The sequence below is a fragment of the Rhizobacter sp. P5_A1 genome (assembly GCF_056400745.1).
Map to the genome: position 1 here is coordinate 38,194 of NZ_JBFUKR010000026.1, position 17,066 is coordinate 55,259.

The 17,066-nt window shown below is 64.5% G+C and carries 16 protein-coding genes; 10 read left to right on the top strand and 6 right to left on the bottom strand.

Going from position 1 to position 17,066, the window contains the following annotated elements; translation table 11 throughout:
• Positions 1-8: 8 nt before the first annotated feature.
• The 10 genes from AC1DTW_RS22565 (at position 9) to AC1DTW_RS22610 (ending at position 11,891) form a co-directional block, all read left to right on the top strand.
• Positions 9-1,025 carry a glycosyltransferase family 2 protein gene (locus AC1DTW_RS22565; protein WP_477983633.1) on the top strand — a complete coding sequence of 339 codons (1,017 nt, stop codon included), beginning with the start codon at positions 9-11 and terminating at the stop codon, positions 1,023-1,025.
• 9 nt (positions 1,026-1,034) lie between these two features.
• A complete protein-coding gene (locus AC1DTW_RS22570) occupies positions 1,035-2,387 on the top strand; it encodes a lipopolysaccharide biosynthesis protein (protein ID WP_477983634.1) in 1,353 nt (450 codons plus the stop codon).
• Positions 2,388-2,389: 2 nt separating this feature from the next.
• Positions 2,390-3,655, top strand: coding sequence for a hypothetical protein (locus tag AC1DTW_RS22575; RefSeq protein WP_477983635.1), 1,266 nt, complete (start codon positions 2,390-2,392; stop codon positions 3,653-3,655).
• A gap of 220 nt (positions 3,656-3,875) precedes the next feature.
• The gene (locus AC1DTW_RS22580; protein WP_477983636.1) at positions 3,876-5,204 is read left to right on the top strand and encodes a hypothetical protein; all 1,329 of its coding nucleotides are present in this window, start codon (positions 3,876-3,878) and stop codon (positions 5,202-5,204) included.
• A 131-nt stretch (positions 5,205-5,335) separates the two neighbouring features.
• Positions 5,336-6,322: an NAD-dependent epimerase/dehydratase family protein gene (locus AC1DTW_RS22585; protein WP_477983637.1), complete on the top strand. Its 987-nt coding sequence runs from the start codon at positions 5,336-5,338 to the stop codon at positions 6,320-6,322.
• A 32-nt stretch (positions 6,323-6,354) separates the two neighbouring features.
• Positions 6,355-7,182 (top strand): glycosyltransferase, encoded by an 828-nt coding sequence (locus AC1DTW_RS22590; protein WP_477983638.1) that lies wholly within the window; start codon positions 6,355-6,357, stop codon positions 7,180-7,182.
• Positions 7,179-9,119, top strand: a complete 1,941-nt coding sequence (locus tag AC1DTW_RS22595; protein WP_477983639.1) for an HAD-IIIA family hydrolase — start codon at positions 7,179-7,181, stop codon at positions 9,117-9,119. Before AC1DTW_RS22590 ends, AC1DTW_RS22595 begins: the two co-directional genes overlap by 4 nt.
• Complete coding sequence (locus tag AC1DTW_RS22600; protein WP_477983640.1) at positions 9,116-10,102, top strand: GHMP family kinase ATP-binding protein; 987 nt, start codon at positions 9,116-9,118, stop codon at positions 10,100-10,102. Before AC1DTW_RS22595 ends, AC1DTW_RS22600 begins: the two co-directional genes overlap by 4 nt.
• Before the next feature lie 5 nt (positions 10,103-10,107).
• Entirely contained in the window at positions 10,108-10,680 is a 573-nt protein-coding gene (locus AC1DTW_RS22605; RefSeq protein ID WP_477983641.1) for a D-sedoheptulose-7-phosphate isomerase, read from the top strand.
• Between the two features lie 110 nt (positions 10,681-10,790).
• Entirely contained in the window at positions 10,791-11,891 is a 1,101-nt protein-coding gene (locus AC1DTW_RS22610) for an MraY family glycosyltransferase (protein WP_477983642.1), read from the top strand.
• A 28-nt stretch (positions 11,892-11,919) separates the two neighbouring features.
• On the opposite strand, the gene AC1DTW_RS22615 is transcribed toward AC1DTW_RS22610, so the two are convergent.
• From AC1DTW_RS22615 to AC1DTW_RS22640, 6 genes are read right to left on the bottom strand one after another with little or no spacing between them, the layout of a single operon-like run.
• A complete protein-coding gene (locus AC1DTW_RS22615; protein ID WP_477983643.1) occupies positions 11,920-13,803 on the bottom strand; it encodes a polysaccharide biosynthesis protein in 1,884 nt (627 codons plus the stop codon).
• A gap of 18 nt (positions 13,804-13,821) precedes the next feature.
• Positions 13,822-14,418 (bottom strand): sugar transferase, encoded by a 597-nt coding sequence (locus AC1DTW_RS22620; protein WP_477983644.1) that lies wholly within the window; start codon positions 14,416-14,418, stop codon positions 13,822-13,824.
• 11 nt (positions 14,419-14,429) lie between these two features.
• Positions 14,430-15,599: a DegT/DnrJ/EryC1/StrS family aminotransferase gene (locus tag AC1DTW_RS22625; RefSeq protein ID WP_477983645.1), complete on the bottom strand. Its 1,170-nt coding sequence runs from the start codon at positions 15,597-15,599 to the stop codon at positions 14,430-14,432.
• Positions 15,596-16,033, bottom strand: a complete 438-nt coding sequence (locus AC1DTW_RS22630) for a type II toxin-antitoxin system VapC family toxin (RefSeq protein WP_477983646.1) — start codon at positions 16,031-16,033, stop codon at positions 15,596-15,598. Before AC1DTW_RS22630 ends, AC1DTW_RS22625 begins: the two co-directional genes overlap by 4 nt.
• Before the next feature lie 5 nt (positions 16,034-16,038).
• Positions 16,039-16,287, bottom strand: a complete 249-nt coding sequence (locus tag AC1DTW_RS22635) for a FitA-like ribbon-helix-helix domain-containing protein (protein WP_477983647.1) — start codon at positions 16,285-16,287, stop codon at positions 16,039-16,041.
• Between the two features lie 55 nt (positions 16,288-16,342).
• Positions 16,343-17,065 carry a class I SAM-dependent methyltransferase gene (locus AC1DTW_RS22640; protein WP_477983648.1) on the bottom strand — a complete coding sequence of 241 codons (723 nt, stop codon included), beginning with the start codon at positions 17,063-17,065 and terminating at the stop codon, positions 16,343-16,345.
• Position 17,066: the final 1 nt, after the last annotated feature.

A 17,066-nucleotide genomic window follows, 5' to 3' on the forward strand; every position in this document is an offset into this window, starting at 1 on the left:
GCATCTGAATGAGTGCGCCCTTCCCGGAGTCGAGCGTGATGCGTCTAACCATCGCTATCCCGTCATACAACCGCGCCGCGCTATTGCTTGAGAACCTCAAGTCCATTGCGGGGCGCTTGCCCTCTTGGGTCCACATCCTCGTCGTGGACAACTGCTCCGAGCCTCCGGTGCGCTTCGATGACGCACTGAGCCGGACGCTTTCCGAACGCGGGGTGACTCACACCATCATCAGGAACGCCACGAACATCGGCGGCGGCGCGAACATCTTGCGATGCTTCGAGCATGTCGAAACCGAATGGTTCATGCTGTGCGGCGACGACGACCTGCTCGATCCGGACAAGCTGGAAGAACTGCGTGAACTGGTTCGCTCGCGCCCCGACGCGGCATTCGTCAAGTTCTCGTCGTGCTTCCACCAATACGATTCGCTCGTCACGGGCACCGGGCTCGCCGAACTCCTTCGCGCCCCTGGCAACTTCAGCAGCCTGCTGTTCATGTCCACGTACATGTTCAACCGGACGCGGTGCAACCCATTCATCCGTTTCGGGTACCTGATGAATGCCGCCTATGCCCCGCACGTCGCGATCGCCTTGCTCGCGGCACGACAGCATGCCTTCGTGCTGTCGCCGATCTTCGGCACGCAGGCGAGCCCCGAGGACGCACAGTGGTCCCCTTTGGATGTGGTTCTCTGCGCCTACTACCTTTCGGACATGCCCCTGACGACCAACGAGCGCAGGCTGCTAATCGAGAAGATCTATGCCACGCACAACGTTGGCCGCGAACTGCTGGACATCGTGACGATCCTTAACACTGCCGGCCTTCGTGACGAAGCGAGGTTCCTACGCAGAAAGGCGATGCGGACGCACCTGTTCTTCGGCCACGGGTCGAAGCGGGTCGCGGCCCTGCTGCTGCTCGCCGCCAGCCCGCTGTTCGGCGCCGCAGGTCAACGCCTGCTCGCTCGCTCGTACATGCGCGCCTCCGGCCGCCCGTACACGCGAAAGTTCGTCGCGCGGCATGTCGGCCTGTAGGGGCCGTTGATGCGCAAGGAATCCCTGCCGTTCGGAATCGAACTGGCGCAATTGGTCAGCCTGGCCGCGCGCACGTCGCAGATCCTGTCGGGATTCATCACGCTGCTGATGGTGGGCTTCTTCTTCGATCTGAAGACCCAAGGCTACTTCTACACATTCAACAGCCTCATCGCGTTGCAGGTGTTCGCCGAAATGGGATTGAGCATGGTGTTGATCCAGTTCTCCGCCCACGAAATGGCGAAACTGCGGTGGAGCCATGCTGTCGTCGAAGGCGATCCGGTCGCAAAGGCGAGGCTCAGATCGCTCATGACCTTTTCTTTTGGTTGGTTCGGCATCACCGCTTCATTGCTGCTGGTCGTGCTGATTCCGAGCGGATACTGGTTCTTCACGATTGCAGCGGGCCGTGGTGGCGCGCCTCCCGGCGTACTTTCGAGTTGGGCGCTTCTCGTGCTGTTCGTAAGCGGAAACCTGATAGTGACCGCTCTGTGCAACATCATCGAGGGCACCGGGAAGGTCAGCGAGGTCGCAACCGTGCGCCTCGTGCAGGCCACTTCGGGAGCGATCGTGGCATGGGTCGCGATCATGATGGACGCCGGCCTTCATGCGCTGGCATGGCAAAGCCTGATGCAGTTGGTCGCAGGCCTGGCCTACCTGGTCGGATGGCGGCGCCGATTCGTCACCGACTTGCTGTCCGCGAGTGGGACGGCCAGTTCGCTGAAGTGGAGAACGGAGATCTTTCCGTTCCAGTGGCGCATCGCGATCAGTTGGCTCAGCGGCTACTTCATCTTCCAGTTTTCGACGCCGTTGCTATTCTCGGCGCAGGGCCCCGAAGCCGCCGGCCGGATGGGCATGAGCATGCAAATCTTCTCTGCCCTCAGCAGCATCTGCATCATCTTCGTCAGCGCGCGAATCCCTGTTTTCGGGCGCTTGGTGGCGAGCCGCGCCCGGTCGGAACTGAATCGTCTCTTCAGCCGGTCCGTGGTCCAATCGTTCGTGACTCTTGTGGTGGCGATCAGCCTCGTCCTGGTCGCACTGGCCTTGTTCGATGTGCTGGCCCCGGGGATGCGCGCGCGCGTCCTGCCACTGTCACAATCGCTGCTTCTGGCCGTGTCGACGCTCGGCAGTCACGCGGTCTATGCGCAATCGATCTACCTCCGTACCCACAAGCAAGAGCCATTCATGAGGCTTTCCATCATCAACGGCGCGGTGATGGCTGCGCTGGCGAGTTGGGCCATCCCGAGATTCGGCACGGTCGGTGCGGTGAGTTCGTATGCCGTGGTCACCCTCGCGCTGTCCCTTCCGGTCGGAACCTGGATCTTCCTTCGTTTCAAGTCGGACTCGCACGACGCGGCAGCCGGTTGACCATGCAATCCCGGACCCACGGCGGCCTACTCGCTTTGCTGGCGACTGTGGCATTCGCGACCTCGTTCCTGTTCCCGGGTGTCCGGATCGGAAGCGTCCCAATCTCATTCCCATCGCTGGTGGCTCTGGCGTTTCTTCCGCTCGCGGTCGGGGCCTATGATCGCCGGCGACGGCGCACGATCACCATTTCGATGGTGCTGCTGATGGCTCTGACGGTACTCAATGCCGGTTTGTACGGGTTTGATATCCGTAACGTCCTCTACTTGCTCATTCCGCTGACGGCCATCGGCGCGGCCGCGCTCATGGAGCGACTCGTCGACCAGTACGGGATACTGCGCGTACAACGCTGGGCGTTGTGGTTTTGCGCCCTGAACGTCGCCGTCATGCTGGCCCAAGCAGTCAACCTGCTAGGAATTAACGAACATTTCTCGTCGATCTGGATGGCCAACATCGACTTCGTTGCAGCCAACGAGAACGAACGGGAGATCCTCGCCCTCACATTGCCGATCCGGCCACCCGGCCTCTTCCCCACCGGCATCTACGTCAGCACCGTCATCTACATCGTCTGCCGCGGCATCTTTGTCTATCAAAAGAAGTCATGGCCCCTGTTGCTCGCGCTGATGGCCATTCTCATCAGTACCAACCGCACACTGGGCGTCATCTTTGTGCTCTACGAATCGGTTGCCTTCGCGCACGTGATGGGGTTGAAGCGCTTTGCCCTGCGCGCGTCGGCCGTGGTGGTCATCAGCGTCGTCACCGTCTTGGCAGCTTCGCAGATCGGCGTCGATCTGTTCCTGCTGAAGTTCCTCGACGAGGAAGTCGTCGAACTGGACGTGGAGTCGAATGCATCGGTGGTCGAGCGGCTGAAGACCCTGGAGATGTTCATGGAGAACGCCCCGCGGCATGCCGTGACCGGGGGTTTTTCGTCATCGTCCTTGGTCGACGCCGAACATGTCTTCGACTCGGAGTTGATGCTGCGTGTGCTTCAGTTCGGCCTTGTCGGCGTCGTCAGCATGGCCGCGATCATCCTGCTGCCGAGAAGAGGCTCGATCAGTTCTTCCTGGGCATTCCTGATCTTTCTATGCCTGATGGCATCGTTGACGACAACGCTGATGACCAGCGTCGTGTACGCGATGGCCATTGCCTTCTACAAGGAAGCAGTCGTCCGGGCCGCCGAGCCGCGACCCTTGCGCCACCGGGGCGCGCGAGGGGCAAAGTCGGCCTGGACGCGGGAGCAAGAACAAGCCGTGACCTCCACTGCCTTTTGAGCTTGTTCCTTGCTCGAGCACTTCCTCACTTGTGCATGCTCAGTCCGTCGGATAATCCGCTGGAGTGGCCTGCTCCGGTCCGTGCCTTCGACCTGCGCAACCATGTTCCCCTGCATCGGGCAATTCCGCGAGAGAAGCGCCTTGCCAGGCGGCGATCCGGCGCGCTGCCCGACTGCCCACCGTCGTCCAGTTGCGTCCCCCAGTCAACCAATCAGTCCCAATGAGCGCCTCCCATAAGCAACTGATCGTCGTTCAGTTGAACGAGATCAACTTCGATCTGGTGCGGCAATATCTTGCGACGGAGGATCTGCCGTCCTTTCGCAAACTGCTCTCGTCGTACCAGCAGTTCGAGACGTTCGCCGAGAACGAATACCAGAACCTCGAGCCTTGGATCCAATGGGTTTCGGCACAGACCGGAAAGAAGTTCGACGAGCATGGGGTGTTTCGCTTGGGAGACATCGTAAATACCGATGCACTGCAGATCTTCGAAGTTCTTGAGAGCTCTGGACTGAAGGTCGGCGCCATTTCGCCGATGAACGCCCGAAACGACCTGCGGAATCCGGCCTTTTTCATTCCCGATCCCTGGACTGACACCCAGTGCGACCCGTCCGGATTCTCGAAGCGCTTGACCGAGATGTTCAGGCAGACGGTGAACGAAAACGCAAAAGGGGTCATTTCACGGAAGTCCAAGATCACGATCGGCGAGGCCGTCGTCCGCACGGCCAGCGTTCGCGGGACCCCGCGGCTTCTTCGGCTGATCGCCGACTCCCGGAAGGAGTCTTGGATCAAACCCCTGGTGTTGGATCAGCTGATTCATCTCATCCACCTGAGAAAGCTCCGCGGCAGCCGGCCCGATGTCTCTTTCGTGTTTCTGAACGCCGGCGCGCACATCCAGCATCACTACCTGCTGAACTCGCCGTTCTCTGGCCGCGATCAACGCAATCCACCCTGGTACGTCCCGCGCGACGCGGATCCCGTCTTGGACATGTTGAGAGCCTACGACGCAATGCTGGCGGACTACCTCGAGATGACGAAACACGGCACGCGACTCATGGTGGCGACCGGACTGACCCAGGTTCCGTACAACCGCGTCAAGTTCTACTACCGGCTCAAGGAGCATTCCCTGTTCCTGTCCGAGTTGGGGGTCGAACACGCGCGGGTACTGCCTCGGATGACTCGCGATTTCGAGGTTTTCTTCGCGAACCGGGAGCAAGCGCAACAGGCGGCCTCGCTGCTGGCCCGCGTGACGATGAAACGCGATGGCTTGCCCCTCTTCAACGAGATCGAAGACCGGGGCCTGAGTCTCTTCGTGACCCTGACCTACCCACAAGAGATTCATCCCGGTGACAGGGTTGCCGCACCCGACGGAACGGAGATCGACGTTTTCGGCAAGGTCGCGTTTGTCGCGATCAAGAATGGGATGCACTCCAGCAAGGGGTTCGTGTTCATGTCTCCCGGTACGGTCTCTTCCGTACCTTCCCAGCCCATTCACGTGGCCGGATTGTTCGACCTGACGCTCGAAGCGGCGGGCGTCAGCGGGGCGCATTGACATCGCTCGAGTCCTGATCGCCCGCCCCCTTTGTTCGTTGACACTCGGTCGGCCCCTTCTGCCCTTGCGTCAGCGCACGATCCACCCAACGTTGCCATCCGAGACGGCTGGCACGCTCCTTTGAATCCGACATGAGCCATCAGCAAGAATCCTTCGTTTCACTCGTCGCCGGCGGCGCCGGGTTCATCGGCGCGAATCTGTGCGGCCGTCTTCTCGACGAAGGAAGGGTCGTCGTGGCGGTCGACAATTTTTCGCGCGGTGACCGCGCTTACCTAGCGAGCATCCGCAACGCGGACCGCCTGCACCTCGTCGAAGCCGACCTGTCCGTCCGAGCCGAGGCCACACGTGCTTTCGAGTCGGCGTCCAGGCTCGGATCGGTTTCCGAGGTCTGGCACCTGGCCGCCAACTCCGACATTCCCGCAGGCGTGGCCGATGCCGACGTCGACCTGAGGGACACGTTCCTGACCACTGCCGAAATCCTCCGCGCGACGAAAGAGTACGAGGTTGGCGAGCTCTTTTTCGCATCTAGTTCGGCGATCTACGGTGACCTCGGCAATCTGCCGCTTCACGAGGACATCGGCCCTTTGTTGCCCATCTCAAACTACGGCGCGATGAAACTCGCGTCGGAGGCCCTGATCAGCGCGGCGGCTGAAAGCCACCTGAGGCGGGCCTGTCTGTTCCGCTTTCCGAACGTCGTCGGGGTTCCCGCCACGCACGGCGTCATTCTCGACTTCGTCCGAAAACTGAAGGCCTCGACCGAGGCGTTGATGGTGCTCGGCGACGGGACGCAACAGAAGGCGTACTTGCACGTCAGCGACCTCATCGATGCGATGCTGCTGGTGCGGAGCCGCAAGGATCTGGGCAGGGTGATGCCGATCAACATCGGCCCCGTGGACGAGGGGGTCTTGGTGCGATGGATCGCCGCTCAGGTCATCGCCCGCGTCAGCCCTGCGACCCCCATCCAGTTCGGCACCGGTAACAAGGGTTGGGTCGGGGACGTGCCCCGCTTCCACTACTCGACCGATCGCATCAAGCGACTTGGGTGGGTGCCGTCAATGGCATCCTCGGCGGCCGTGCTCCGGGCGATCGATGAGATTGCCACGCAGGAAGGTGTCTGACCCCTTTCCTCTGACCCTTTCCGTCTCACACGATGAAGTCCAACCCACCTCTCGTCTCCGTCGTCGTTCCCTCGTTCAACGAGTCGCCCGACATCATGCGTGCAAGCCTGCAAAGCCTTCGCGACCAGACCTTTTCCGACTTCGAGTGCATCGTCATCGACGAGAGCACCGTGCCGGAGCGAGCGGCGGCCTGCGAGAGCTTCTGCCGACAGGACGACCGGTTCGTCTACGTTCACCCCACCGAACGCCTCGGCCTCGCCCGTAGTCTGAATCTGGGCCTCGAACAGGCTCGCGGCCAGTTGGTGGCACGCTTCGACTCAGACGACCTGTGTTCGTTGGACCGACTTGCTTTGCAGGTGGCATTCCTGCGAGCCAACCCGCAAGTCTCGGTGGTCGGTGGTGCCCTCGAGATCATCGATGAAGAGGGGCGAACGAAGGCGTTTCGCAGCTACCCGCTGGCGCCTGCCGACGTCGCCAAGGGCATGCACCTGGCCAACGCCGTCGCGCATCCCACCGTCATGTTTCGGCGCGAGGTCGCGCGCGCCCATGGCGGCTACAACCCGCAGTTCCGTTTCGCCGAGGATCTGGACCTTTGGCTGCGGTGGCTCAATGTGGGCGTCGTATTCGCGAACCTCCCGCAGGTGATCGTTCGCTACCGGCAGACAAACGCCCGTCGCGAGACACGCCACTACCTCTTCTATCTGCGAGCCCGCGTTGGCAACTTTGCCGGCACTCACCTACTACGGCGCATTGTTGGTATTGGGTGCATCGCGGTGTGGACCGTGCTGCCCAACGTGGTCCAAGAGCAGGTCTTTCGCGCCATGCTCTTTCGCCAGAAGCATCCCGGAAGATCGAAATGAGGATCACGCCCGCGTCGGCCATGCCGAGCACAGTCGCGATTCTCGCCGGCGGCCAAGGCACCCGTTTGTCCACACGCGCCGGCAATCTGCCCAAGCCCATGGTGTCCGTAATGGGCAAGCCGCTGTTGCAGCACCAGATCGAACTGTGCCGCGACCACGGCTTCCTTGATCTCGCATTGCTGGTGCACTACCGCCACGAAACCATCGCCGACCACTTCGGAGACGGCTCGCGATTCGGTGTCCGCATTCGCTACGAGGTGGAGGCCGCGCCGCGCGGCACGTCGGGCGCGTTGCGCGACGCGCTGGGCGGATTGGCCGAGCGATTCCTGCTGCTATACGGTGACACGTACATGGACGTGGACCTCACGCGACTGTGGCAACGCCACCTCGACGCCGGCGCCGCCGCGACCTTGTTCCTGCATCCCAACGATCACCCGCAGGATTCTGATCTTGTCGACATTGATCGTCGCGGCGACGTACGTGCCATCCTGCCCTACCCTCACCCGCCAGGACAGATCAGTCGCAATCTCGTGAACGCGGCCCTGTACGTGCTCGAGCGGGATGGCCTGGAGGCGTTCATGCCCGCCGAGGGCAAGGGCGATATTGCCAAGCACATGTTTCCCGCGATGCTTGCAGGTGGAAAGCGCCTGCATGGCTACGTCTCGTGCGAGTACATCAAGGATATGGGCACACCGGAGCGCCTGGACAAAGTGGAACGCGACATCGAGTTCGGGCTTCCCGAACGGCTGTCGAACCGGGGGCTGCGTTCGGCAGTGTTCCTCGATCGGGACGGCACCCTGAATCGCGAAGTCGATCACCTGCGTGATCCCGAACAGCTCGAACTGCTCGACGGGGCAGTGGAAGCAGTGCGGCGCCTGAACCGCGCCGGCCACTTGGCCGTTGTGACGACGAACCAGCCAGTGGTGGCGCGCGGGGATGTCACGATGGAGCAACTCGACCGCGTCCACGCGCGCATTGAGTCGATGCTCGGCGAAGGCGGCGCCTACCTCGACGGCCTGTACCTTTGCCCGCATCACCCCGACAAGGGCTTCGCCGGGGAAGTGGCCGCCTTGAAGATCGTCTGCACATGCCGCAAACCGCTTCCGGGCATGATCGACGCTGCCTGCCACGACCTCGGCATAGGGCGCGCCGCCTCGTGGATGGTGGGCGACAGCACGGCCGACATCGAGGCGGGCCGCCGGGCCGGCGTGCGCACGATCCTGTTGCGCACTGGCCACGCCGGCCGCGATGACAAGCATCTGCTGCGACCGGACTACATCTGTCCCGACCTTCCGGCTGCGGTCGTCTGGATCCTCGAGGGGCATGCTGCGATGAGCCGGGCGCTAGCCACGCTCGCCGCGCGCGCCGCCAATGGCACACGGCTGGTGCTGATCGGCGGCCTCGCGCGCTCGGGCAAGAGTTCGGCGGCCCAAGTGCTGAAGGAACTGTTGGCACCCCTCGGTCGCGTGGCACACGTCATATCGCTGGACAGCTGGCTGAAGCCCGCCGCCGAACGCCAAGAGGGTACGGGCGTTCTATCACGTTACGACTCCGTCGCGGCCATCGCGACGTTGCGTGCGGTCGTCAGTTCGCCCACCCGGAAAATGCTGTCGACCCAAGTCTACGACCGGCTGAGCCGCACAATGCACCGTCATACGTTGACACACTCTATCGGCGTGGACGACGTGATGATCGTCGAAGGTGTGCCGGCTCTGCTGCTACCCGAACTGGCCGAAGGACCCCTCGTCCTGAAGGTGCATGTCGAAGCCTCCGCGGCCAGCCGTCTTGCGCGCTTGACGGCTGACTACCGCTGGCGTGGCGTCGAACTACGCGATCTTGAAGCGCTAGTCGCATCCCGCGATGTCGACGAGGCCGTCCAGGTGAACGAATCGCGGATACTGGCGGATTGCGTTGTTTCCTCCGAGGGACAGGAATGATTGTCAGCAAGACACCGCTGCGAATGAGTTTTGTGGGCGGCGGCAGTGATCTTCCCGCGTTCTATCGGGATGAGGTGGGAGCGGTATTGTCGACATCGATCGACAAGTACATGTACATCTGCGTCAACAAGAAGTTCGATGGACGGATACGGGTCAGCTACACCCGGACCGAAGACGTGCAGACTCGCCAGGAGGTCGAGCATCCGCTGGTACGCGAGGCGCTCGACGTGGTCGGCATTGATGGCGGCATCGAGATCGCTTCGATGGCGGACATCCCCTCGAAGGGGTCGGGGCTCGGCTCTTCCAGCACCTATACCGTCGGCTTGCTCAACGCATTGTCGGCCTACCGGAACCGGTTCGCCTCGAAGGGAACCCTGGCCCGGCTCGCCTGCGAAATCGAGATTCAGCGCTGCGGCGAACCCATTGGCAAGCAGGATCAGTACGCTGCAGCCTACGGAGGGCTAAACCTGATCCGCTTTCATCCAGATGAATCCGTGTCGGTCGATCCGGTCATTTGCGCGCCGTCCGTACTGAGCCGCCTCGAGGCGTCGATCCTGGTCTTCTTCACAGGGCGCACGCGCAGCGCGTCGGCAGTGCTGGCCCAGCAGTCTGCCGCAATGCAGGTCTCCGATCGGCGCCAACTCATGCGACGGATGGTCCAGTTGGCCTTTGAACTGAAGCAGGAGTTGGAGTCAGGGCAACTCGACAACTTCGGCGACTTGCTTGACGAAAACTGGCGCCTCAAGGCCCAACTCACGTCGGGCATCTCCGACCCGCAAATCGACCGCTGGTATGCCACCGGCATGGCCAACGGGGCTCTGGGGGGAAAGCTCCTCGGAGCTGGCAACGGCGGCTTCATGATGTTTTTCGCACCGCCCGAGCGTCATCAGCACGTTGTGGACGCGCTGTCTGACCTGAGCCCGGTCAAGTTTCGATTCGACCGCAACGGCGCACAGATCGTTTTCTATCAACCTACTGAATAGCAGCCATGAGCACGAACTTCTCCGTTTCCAACTACTTCGCGGCACATGGGCGACTGGCCCAGGAACTGGATGCATCGGTGTTCCAGACCGGAATCGACACGATCAAGGCCACCTTCGAGGCCGGCAAGAAGATCATCACTTGCGGCAATGGTGGCAGTGCGTACACCGCCTCGCACTACATCACCGACTGGAACAAGATGATCAACCTCGCCACGGGCAAGAAGTTCCGCGGCATTTCGCTTTGCGACAACATCGGGCTCGTCACCGCTTACGGCAATGACCTGTCGTACGACGAGGTGTTTTCCGGTCAGCTACGCGCGATCATGGACGAGGGCGATCTGCTCGTGGCCATCAGCGGTAGCGGCAACTCGCCGAACGTGCTCAGAGCGGTCGAGTACGCGAACGAGGCGGGTGGCAACACGCTGGCAGTGGTGGGATACGACGGCGGCAAGCTCAAGCCCATTGCCAAGCACAGCGTCTGGGTGCCGTCCTTCGATATGCAGTTGTGCGAAGACGTCCACCTGATGTTCGGCCACATGGTCATGAAGACGCTGTGCGGGACGCCGATCAAGAACTGATCGATCCCGCAGATCGTTATCTCGAAGCGCGTTCCAAGGGCCGGAATCAGCCTTCGAACAACCGACCCGCGAGGGCAAGGGCCTTCATCATCGTCTGACCGCGTGGTTTCATGACCTACTTCGCCAGTTGCTTCCTGATCGGCCTGCTCGCCACGTTGTTCATCATGCGATCGTCGATGCGGCATGGCCATCTGTCGGCAGATCACGATCTCAGCGGCCCGCAAAAGTTCCATGGCCGCCCGGTGCCGCGCGTCGGTGGTGCGGGGATCATGGCGGCCATCGTTGGTGGCGCCGCAATCGCGCGGCTTACCGGGTCGCCCGTCGCTGACTCCCTGTGGCTGCTGGTCGCGTGCAGCCTGCCGGCTTTTGCCGCCGGCATCACAGAAGATCTCACCAAGAAGGTGTCGCCCCGCCGACGGCTCATCGCCACCGCCGTCTCGGCCATCCTTGCCGTCTGGCTGCTCGGTGCCGTGATCAACAGGACTGACATCCCCGGCGTCGACCAACTGATCCGCTGGCTTCCGTTTGCCGTGCTGTTGACGGTCTTTGTTGTTACTGGCGTAGCCAACGCGGTCAACATCATTGATGGCTTCAACGGTCTCGCGTCGATGTGTGTGTTGATGATGGTGCTAGCACTCGGCTACGTGGCGTTTCAGGTCGGTGACATGTTCATCTTCACCGCGTCGCTGATCACCGCCGGCGCGGTGCTCGGCTTCTTCGTCTGGAACTTCCCCGCCGGCCTAATCTTCCTTGGCGACGGCGGCGCATATCTGCTCGGCTTCCTGCTCGGCGAACTCAGCGTCTTGCTGTTGCATCGCAACCCGGCCGTCTCGCCGATCTTCCCGCTGCTGCTGTGCGCGTACCCGATCTTCGAGACCATCTTCACGATGTACCGACGCAAGGTCGTTCGTGGCGTCGCGACCGCCGCACCCGACGGCATCCATCTGCACACGCTGATTCATCGCCGCTTGATCCGGTGGACCCTCGCAGACAACCTCGAGCGCCGACGGTTGAGGCGGCGCAATTCGATGACCTCGCCTTATCTCTGGCTGCTGTGCCTGACCTCGGTGATCCCGAGCGTGCTGTGGTGGAACAGCACGGTGGTTCTGTCGTGGTTCCTGCTCGCGTTCGTCATCGGCTACATCTGGTTGTACGCACGCATCGTGCGGTTCAAGACGCCGCGGTGGATGATCTTCCGCCGAACGCGCTGACGCTCATTTCGTCGCTGCACCTCGAGCTTCAACTCGGCCGGTACTCCGGCACATGCCGAAGCAGCCAGCGCTTGACCGCCTCGTCGGATGCCCCGACGCCACGCGCGTCCATGCTCGCACGCAAATCCGCGACCAGGCATTGACCGTCTTCGGCTGCATGCAGCAACGCGATCCGCAAGCGCGGATGCGCCGTCGGCAGCGTCTGGTCGGCATCCGCCAGCAGTTCCTCGTACAGCTTCTCGCCCGGCCGCAGGCCGCTGAAGACGATGCCGATCTCGCGCTCGCCGTGGCCGCTCAATCGGATCAGGCTGCGTGCCAGGTCGACGATGCGCACCGCGTGCCCCATGTCGAGCACGTACACCTGCCCGCTTTGCGCCAACGCCGCGGCCTGCAGCACCAGCCGCGCGGCCTCGGGGATCGTCATGAAGTAGCGCGTGATGTCCGGGTGCGTCACGGTCACCGGCCCGCCCCTCGCGATCTGTTCCTTGAACTTCGGGATCACGCTGCCGCTGGAGCCGAGCACGTTGCCGAAGCGCACGGCCGAGAAGATCGTCGCGTGGCCGAGCGTCGCCAGGTGCGAGAGCACCATCTCGGCGGCGCGCTTGCTTGCGCCCATCACGTTGGTCGGGTTCACGGCCTTGTCGGTCGAGATCAGCACGAAGCGCTCGGCGCCGCATTCGGCCGCCGCGGTCGCGGCGTTCCAGGTGCCGAGCGTGTTGTTCTGCAGCGCGGCCCAGGCGTTCTCTTCTTCCATCAGCGGCACGTGCTTGAACGCGGCCGCGTGAAAGATCAGATGCGGCCGGTGCGCGCCGAACGTGGTGCGCAAGTGCTCGAGGTTCTTCACGTCGCCCATCAGCCGCACCAGCGGAAGATGGGGGTGCAGCTCGCCGAGCTGCTGCTCGATCTGGTAGAGCGCGAATTCGCTCAGCTCGTACAACACCAAGCGCGACGGGCCATAGCGCGCGACCTGGCGGCACAGCTCGGAGCCGATCGAGCCGCCGGCGCCGGTGACGAGCACGGTCTTGCCCGAGATCAGCTCGGCGACGCCGGCCTCGTCGAGCTGGACCGGGTCGCGCCCGAGCAGGTCTTCGGGCTCGATGCTGCGCACGCGCTCGATGCGCGCGCTGCCGTCCTGCAGTTCGCTGACCGATGGCACGGTCAGCACCGGCAGGTCGGTCGCACCCGCCAGCTCGATCGCCCGGCGGCGCTGCACCACTGTCGCGCCCGGCAGCGCAACGATCACGTGCGTCGCACCCGCGCGGATGTCGGGCCGGGCCACGTCGGCCAGCGCGCCCAGCACCGGCACGCCGCCGATTCGCGCGCCGCGTTTGGCCGGGTCGTCGTCGAGCAGCCCGAGCGCGATCCAGCCCTGCTGATGGATCGTCGCGAGCAGGCGCTTCGCGGCTTCGCCGGCACCCATCACGATCGCGCGGCGCACTTCGGCATCGCCGCCGGTGATGCGCGAACGCGCGTGCTCGTACAGCATGCGGTAGCCCACGCGCACCATGCACAGCCCGATCAGCGTCACGAACGGGTGAAGCGCGAGCACCGCGCGCGGCACCTGCGTCAGCTGCGCCATCAGCACCGCCACTGCGCACAGCAGGCCGCTCGCGAGGCAGGCCAGCGTCAGTCTCTTCACCTCGCCGAATCCCGAGAAGCGCCACATGCCGCGCGGGATGCCGGCGAGCATGAACACGCCCAGGTAGACCGCGATCACGCCGAGCAGCACCCAGACGTCGTAGCTCGGCCGCGCGTGCAGCCAGCGTTCGAAGCCGAGACGGAACAGGTAGGTCGCGTTCCAGCACAGCGCGATCACCAGCGCGTCGATCAGCAGCGACAGCGGGCGGCGGTGCACGCGCACGCGGGCGAGCACGCGGTCCAGCTGATGCCAGAACGAGAGCGCGGTCGTCATCGCGCCGTCATCGCGCCGTCACCGCACCCATAGCGCGCGCAGCGTGGCGCCGATCAGCCGGACATCGCCGAGCAGCGACATGTGGTCGACATACTGCGCCGCGCAGCGCAGCTTCGCCGGCATCACCTGCTCGACGTAGACGCGCTCGGGGTCGGCCGCGCGCGCCAGCAGCGCACTCTCGTCGCAGTACTCGATCGACGCCGGGTCGGTGATGCCGGGCCGCACCGAGAGCACCTTGTCGCGCAGCGCCGCGGGGTACATCGCCACGTAGCGCGGCACCTCGGGGCGCGGGCCGACCAGGCTCATCGTGCCGGCCAGCACATCGAGCAGCTGTGGCAGCTCGTCGAGCTTGGCGCGCCGCAGAACGCGGCCGGCGCGCGTGATGCGCGGGTCGGCGCCGATGGTCAGCGCCGGCCCGAGCGCGGGCGCATCCTCGCGCATCGTGCGGAACTTGTGGATGCGAAACGGCGCACCGCCGCGGCCGACGCGCTGCTGGCGGAAGAACACCGGCCCGCGCGAATCGAGCTTGATCCACAGCGCGATCGCCAGCAGCAGCGGCGCGAGCAGCAGCAGCCCGGCGCCGGCACAGATCAGGTCGAACAGGCGCTTGGCCATCGCGGGCGGGATCAGGCGACGAGCGCGCGCCGCACCGCATCGGCGACGCGCTGCACGTCGGCATCGGTCATGCGCGTGTAGATCGGCAGGCTGAGCATGCGCTCGTACGCGCGCTGGCTGTGCGGAAACGATTCGGGGCGCAACGCATAGCGCTCGCGCCAGTACGGCTGCAGGTGCAGCGGGATGTAGTGCACGCTGCAGCCGATGCCGGCGGCGAAGAGTCGCTCGATCAAGGTGTCGCGGCCGATCGGGGCCGCATCGGCCAGGCGCAGCGGGTAGAGATGCCAGGCATGCAGATCGGCGCCCCGCGGGCCCGGCGGCGTGATCAGCGGCAGCCCGGCGAAGGCCGCGTCGTAGCCGCGCGCGATCTGTGCGCGGCGCACGTGAAAGGCGCGCGCGCGCTTCAGCTGATGGATGCCCAACGCGGCCGCGATGTCGGTCAGGTTGTACTTGAAGCCCGGCGCGACGATCTCGTAGTACCAGCTCGGCACCTTCGCGGTGAAGCGATCGAAGGCATCGCGGCTCATGCCGTGCAGGCGCATCGTCCTGATGCGCTTCGCGAGTGCGGCGTCGCGGGTCACGACCATGCCGCCCTCGCCGGTCGTGATGGTCTTGTTCGCGTAGAAGCTGAACACCGTCGCATCGGAGCCGAGCGTGCCGACGAGCGCGCCGTCGACGGTCGTCGGCAGCGCATGCGCGGCATCTTCGACGACCTTCAGCCCATGGCGCCGCGCGATGGCGAGTAGCGCCTGCATGTCGGCCGCGAGGCCGCCGTAGTGCACTGGCAGGATCGCCCTTGTGCGCGGCGTGATCGCGGCCTCGACGAGTGCCGGATCGATGCACAGCGTGGCCGGGTCGATGTCGACCAGCACGACATCGGCGCCGAGGTAGCGCACGACCTCGGCGGTCGCGGTGAAGGTGTGCGTCGTCGTGATGACCTCGTCGCCGGGACCGATGCCGAGCGCCTCGAGCGCGAGGTGCAGGCCCGCGGTGGCCGAGTTGACGGCCATGCAGTGCAGCGCCGGGTCGCCGAGGAACGCGCCGAAATCATCCTCGAAGCGCTTCGCCTTCGGCCCGGTCGTGACCCAGCCGGAGCGCAGCGTGTCGACGACTTCGGCGATCTCTTCCTCGCCGATCTCGGGCAGCGCGAACGGCAGGAATGGCTGAACGTTCGGCTTCATCGCGCGGCGCCCTCCCACGGGTTGATCAGTTCGAGGCCGGGCACGAGCGCGAAGTCCTTCGTGTTCCGCGTCGCCAGCCGTACACGGTGGTGCACGGCGATCGCCGCGATCTGGGCATCCTCGACCGAGATCGGCCGGCCCTTGCGGCCACGCAACGCGACGATGGCCGCGTACCCTGGCGCGGCCTGCTCGTCGAAGGCCAGGTTCAGCCCGTGAAAATCCTGCTCGAACATGGTTCGGGCCACGTCGGTCAGCGCGCTTCGCTTCTTGCCGGTGGGGAGCAGCGCGATCCCAAGCAGGATCTCGGCCTGCGTGACGGCACTGACCATGAAGCGAGTCTGCGAACCCTGGGCCGCGAACCAGTCGAGCACGGCAGGCTCCGGCCGCGGCCGCATCAGCTCGGACAGCACATTGGTATCGAGAAGGATGCGCACAGCGCTCACCGGCTGCCGAACTTGGGCGGCGGGCGCGGCGCCTGCCGCGGGGGCACCGGCAACGCGTCGACGGCAACGTTCGCAAAGCGCCGGCGGATGCGCTGGGCGAAGGGCTCGTCGTCGGACGGGCCGAGCACCGCCCGCTCGAGGATGTCGCGGGCGTGCTGCTCCATCGAGACGCCGCGGCGCGCGGCCAGCACGCGAAGCTCGGCCTTCACCCTGTCATCGATGCTGCGAATCATCAGCGTGGCCATGCGGACTCCGCGACTGCCAAAACAGCATCCATTGTAGTCAATGAATGCATTGAATTCAGGGCTGGCCCAGCGGCTTGGCGATCCATGCGAGCACGTGCGTGCGCAGCGGCGGGATGGCGTTGAACAAGGTGTAGAGCGAGGGATGCACGCGGGTCACCGCACGGGCGATCGGCGGTGCGAGCGTGATGCGCCGGGCCTGAAGGTCGCCGCGCGGGAACAGCTCGCGCACGCGGCGCAGCGGCACGCCGCGCACGTCGGGGTTGCGCGGGTTGTTCACGGTGAAGTCGTACCAGAGCACGCCGCCGCCGGGCCTGACCGCCGCCCACATCGCGTCGGCGAGGCGCTGCTGGAAGGCATCGTCGAGCAGCGACGAGAACACCGTGGACTGCAGCACGATGTCGACGCGCGCATCCTGCGGCACCAGCGTCGTCGCATCGCCTTGCATCAATCGCACCGACGCGGGCAGGCGCGCCCGCGCGACCGCATGGCGTTCCGGCAGCAGTTCGATGCCGGCCAGCTTCTGCGGCGCGAAGCCCATCAGCAGGCACTCGACGAGGTTGCCACCGCTGCCGCTGCCGACCTCGAGCAGTTCGAGCACCGACAGGTCGGCCCAGCCGAGTCGGCGGAACAGCGCCAGCAGCGCGCGCTGCCGCTCCTGCCAGGCGCAGAGTGCGGCCGGGCTCAGCAGGCTGTAGCGCGCGTCGTGCGCCGCGCGCCGCGCATAGCGCTGTCGCACCGCTTCCGGCTCGCTCGACTCGTCGCGCGGATTCGATCCCATC

What these genes read in the sequence shown, in the direction of transcription:
- AC1DTW_RS22565 (WP_477983633.1), top strand. Translation starts at nt 9, where the DNA reads ATGAGTGCGCCCTTCCCGGAGTCGAGCGTGATGCGTCTAACCATCGCT.
- AC1DTW_RS22570 (WP_477983634.1), top strand. Translation starts at nt 1,035, where the DNA reads ATGCGCAAGGAATCCCTGCCGTTCGGAATCGAACTGGCGCAATTGGTC.
- AC1DTW_RS22575 (WP_477983635.1), top strand. Translation starts at nt 2,390, where the DNA reads ATGCAATCCCGGACCCACGGCGGCCTACTCGCTTTGCTGGCGACTGTG.
- AC1DTW_RS22580 (WP_477983636.1), top strand. Translation starts at nt 3,876, where the DNA reads ATGAGCGCCTCCCATAAGCAACTGATCGTCGTTCAGTTGAACGAGATC.
- AC1DTW_RS22585 (WP_477983637.1), top strand. Translation starts at nt 5,336, where the DNA reads ATGAGCCATCAGCAAGAATCCTTCGTTTCACTCGTCGCCGGCGGCGCC.
- AC1DTW_RS22590 (WP_477983638.1), top strand. Translation starts at nt 6,355, where the DNA reads ATGAAGTCCAACCCACCTCTCGTCTCCGTCGTCGTTCCCTCGTTCAAC.
- AC1DTW_RS22595 (WP_477983639.1), top strand. Translation starts at nt 7,179, where the DNA reads ATGAGGATCACGCCCGCGTCGGCCATGCCGAGCACAGTCGCGATTCTC.
- AC1DTW_RS22600 (WP_477983640.1), top strand. Translation starts at nt 9,116, where the DNA reads ATGATTGTCAGCAAGACACCGCTGCGAATGAGTTTTGTGGGCGGCGGC.
- AC1DTW_RS22605 (WP_477983641.1), top strand. Translation starts at nt 10,108, where the DNA reads ATGAGCACGAACTTCTCCGTTTCCAACTACTTCGCGGCACATGGGCGA.
- AC1DTW_RS22610 (WP_477983642.1), top strand. Translation starts at nt 10,791, where the DNA reads ATGACCTACTTCGCCAGTTGCTTCCTGATCGGCCTGCTCGCCACGTTG.
- AC1DTW_RS22615 (WP_477983643.1), bottom strand. Translation starts at nt 13,803, where the DNA reads ATGACGACCGCGCTCTCGTTCTGGCATCAGCTGGACCGCGTGCTCGCC.
- AC1DTW_RS22620 (WP_477983644.1), bottom strand. Translation starts at nt 14,418, where the DNA reads ATGGCCAAGCGCCTGTTCGACCTGATCTGTGCCGGCGCCGGGCTGCTG.
- AC1DTW_RS22625 (WP_477983645.1), bottom strand. Translation starts at nt 15,599, where the DNA reads ATGAAGCCGAACGTTCAGCCATTCCTGCCGTTCGCGCTGCCCGAGATC.
- AC1DTW_RS22635 (WP_477983647.1), bottom strand. Translation starts at nt 16,287, where the DNA reads ATGGCCACGCTGATGATTCGCAGCATCGATGACAGGGTGAAGGCCGAG.
- AC1DTW_RS22640 (WP_477983648.1), bottom strand. Translation starts at nt 17,065, where the DNA reads ATGGGATCGAATCCGCGCGACGAGTCGAGCGAGCCGGAAGCGGTGCGA.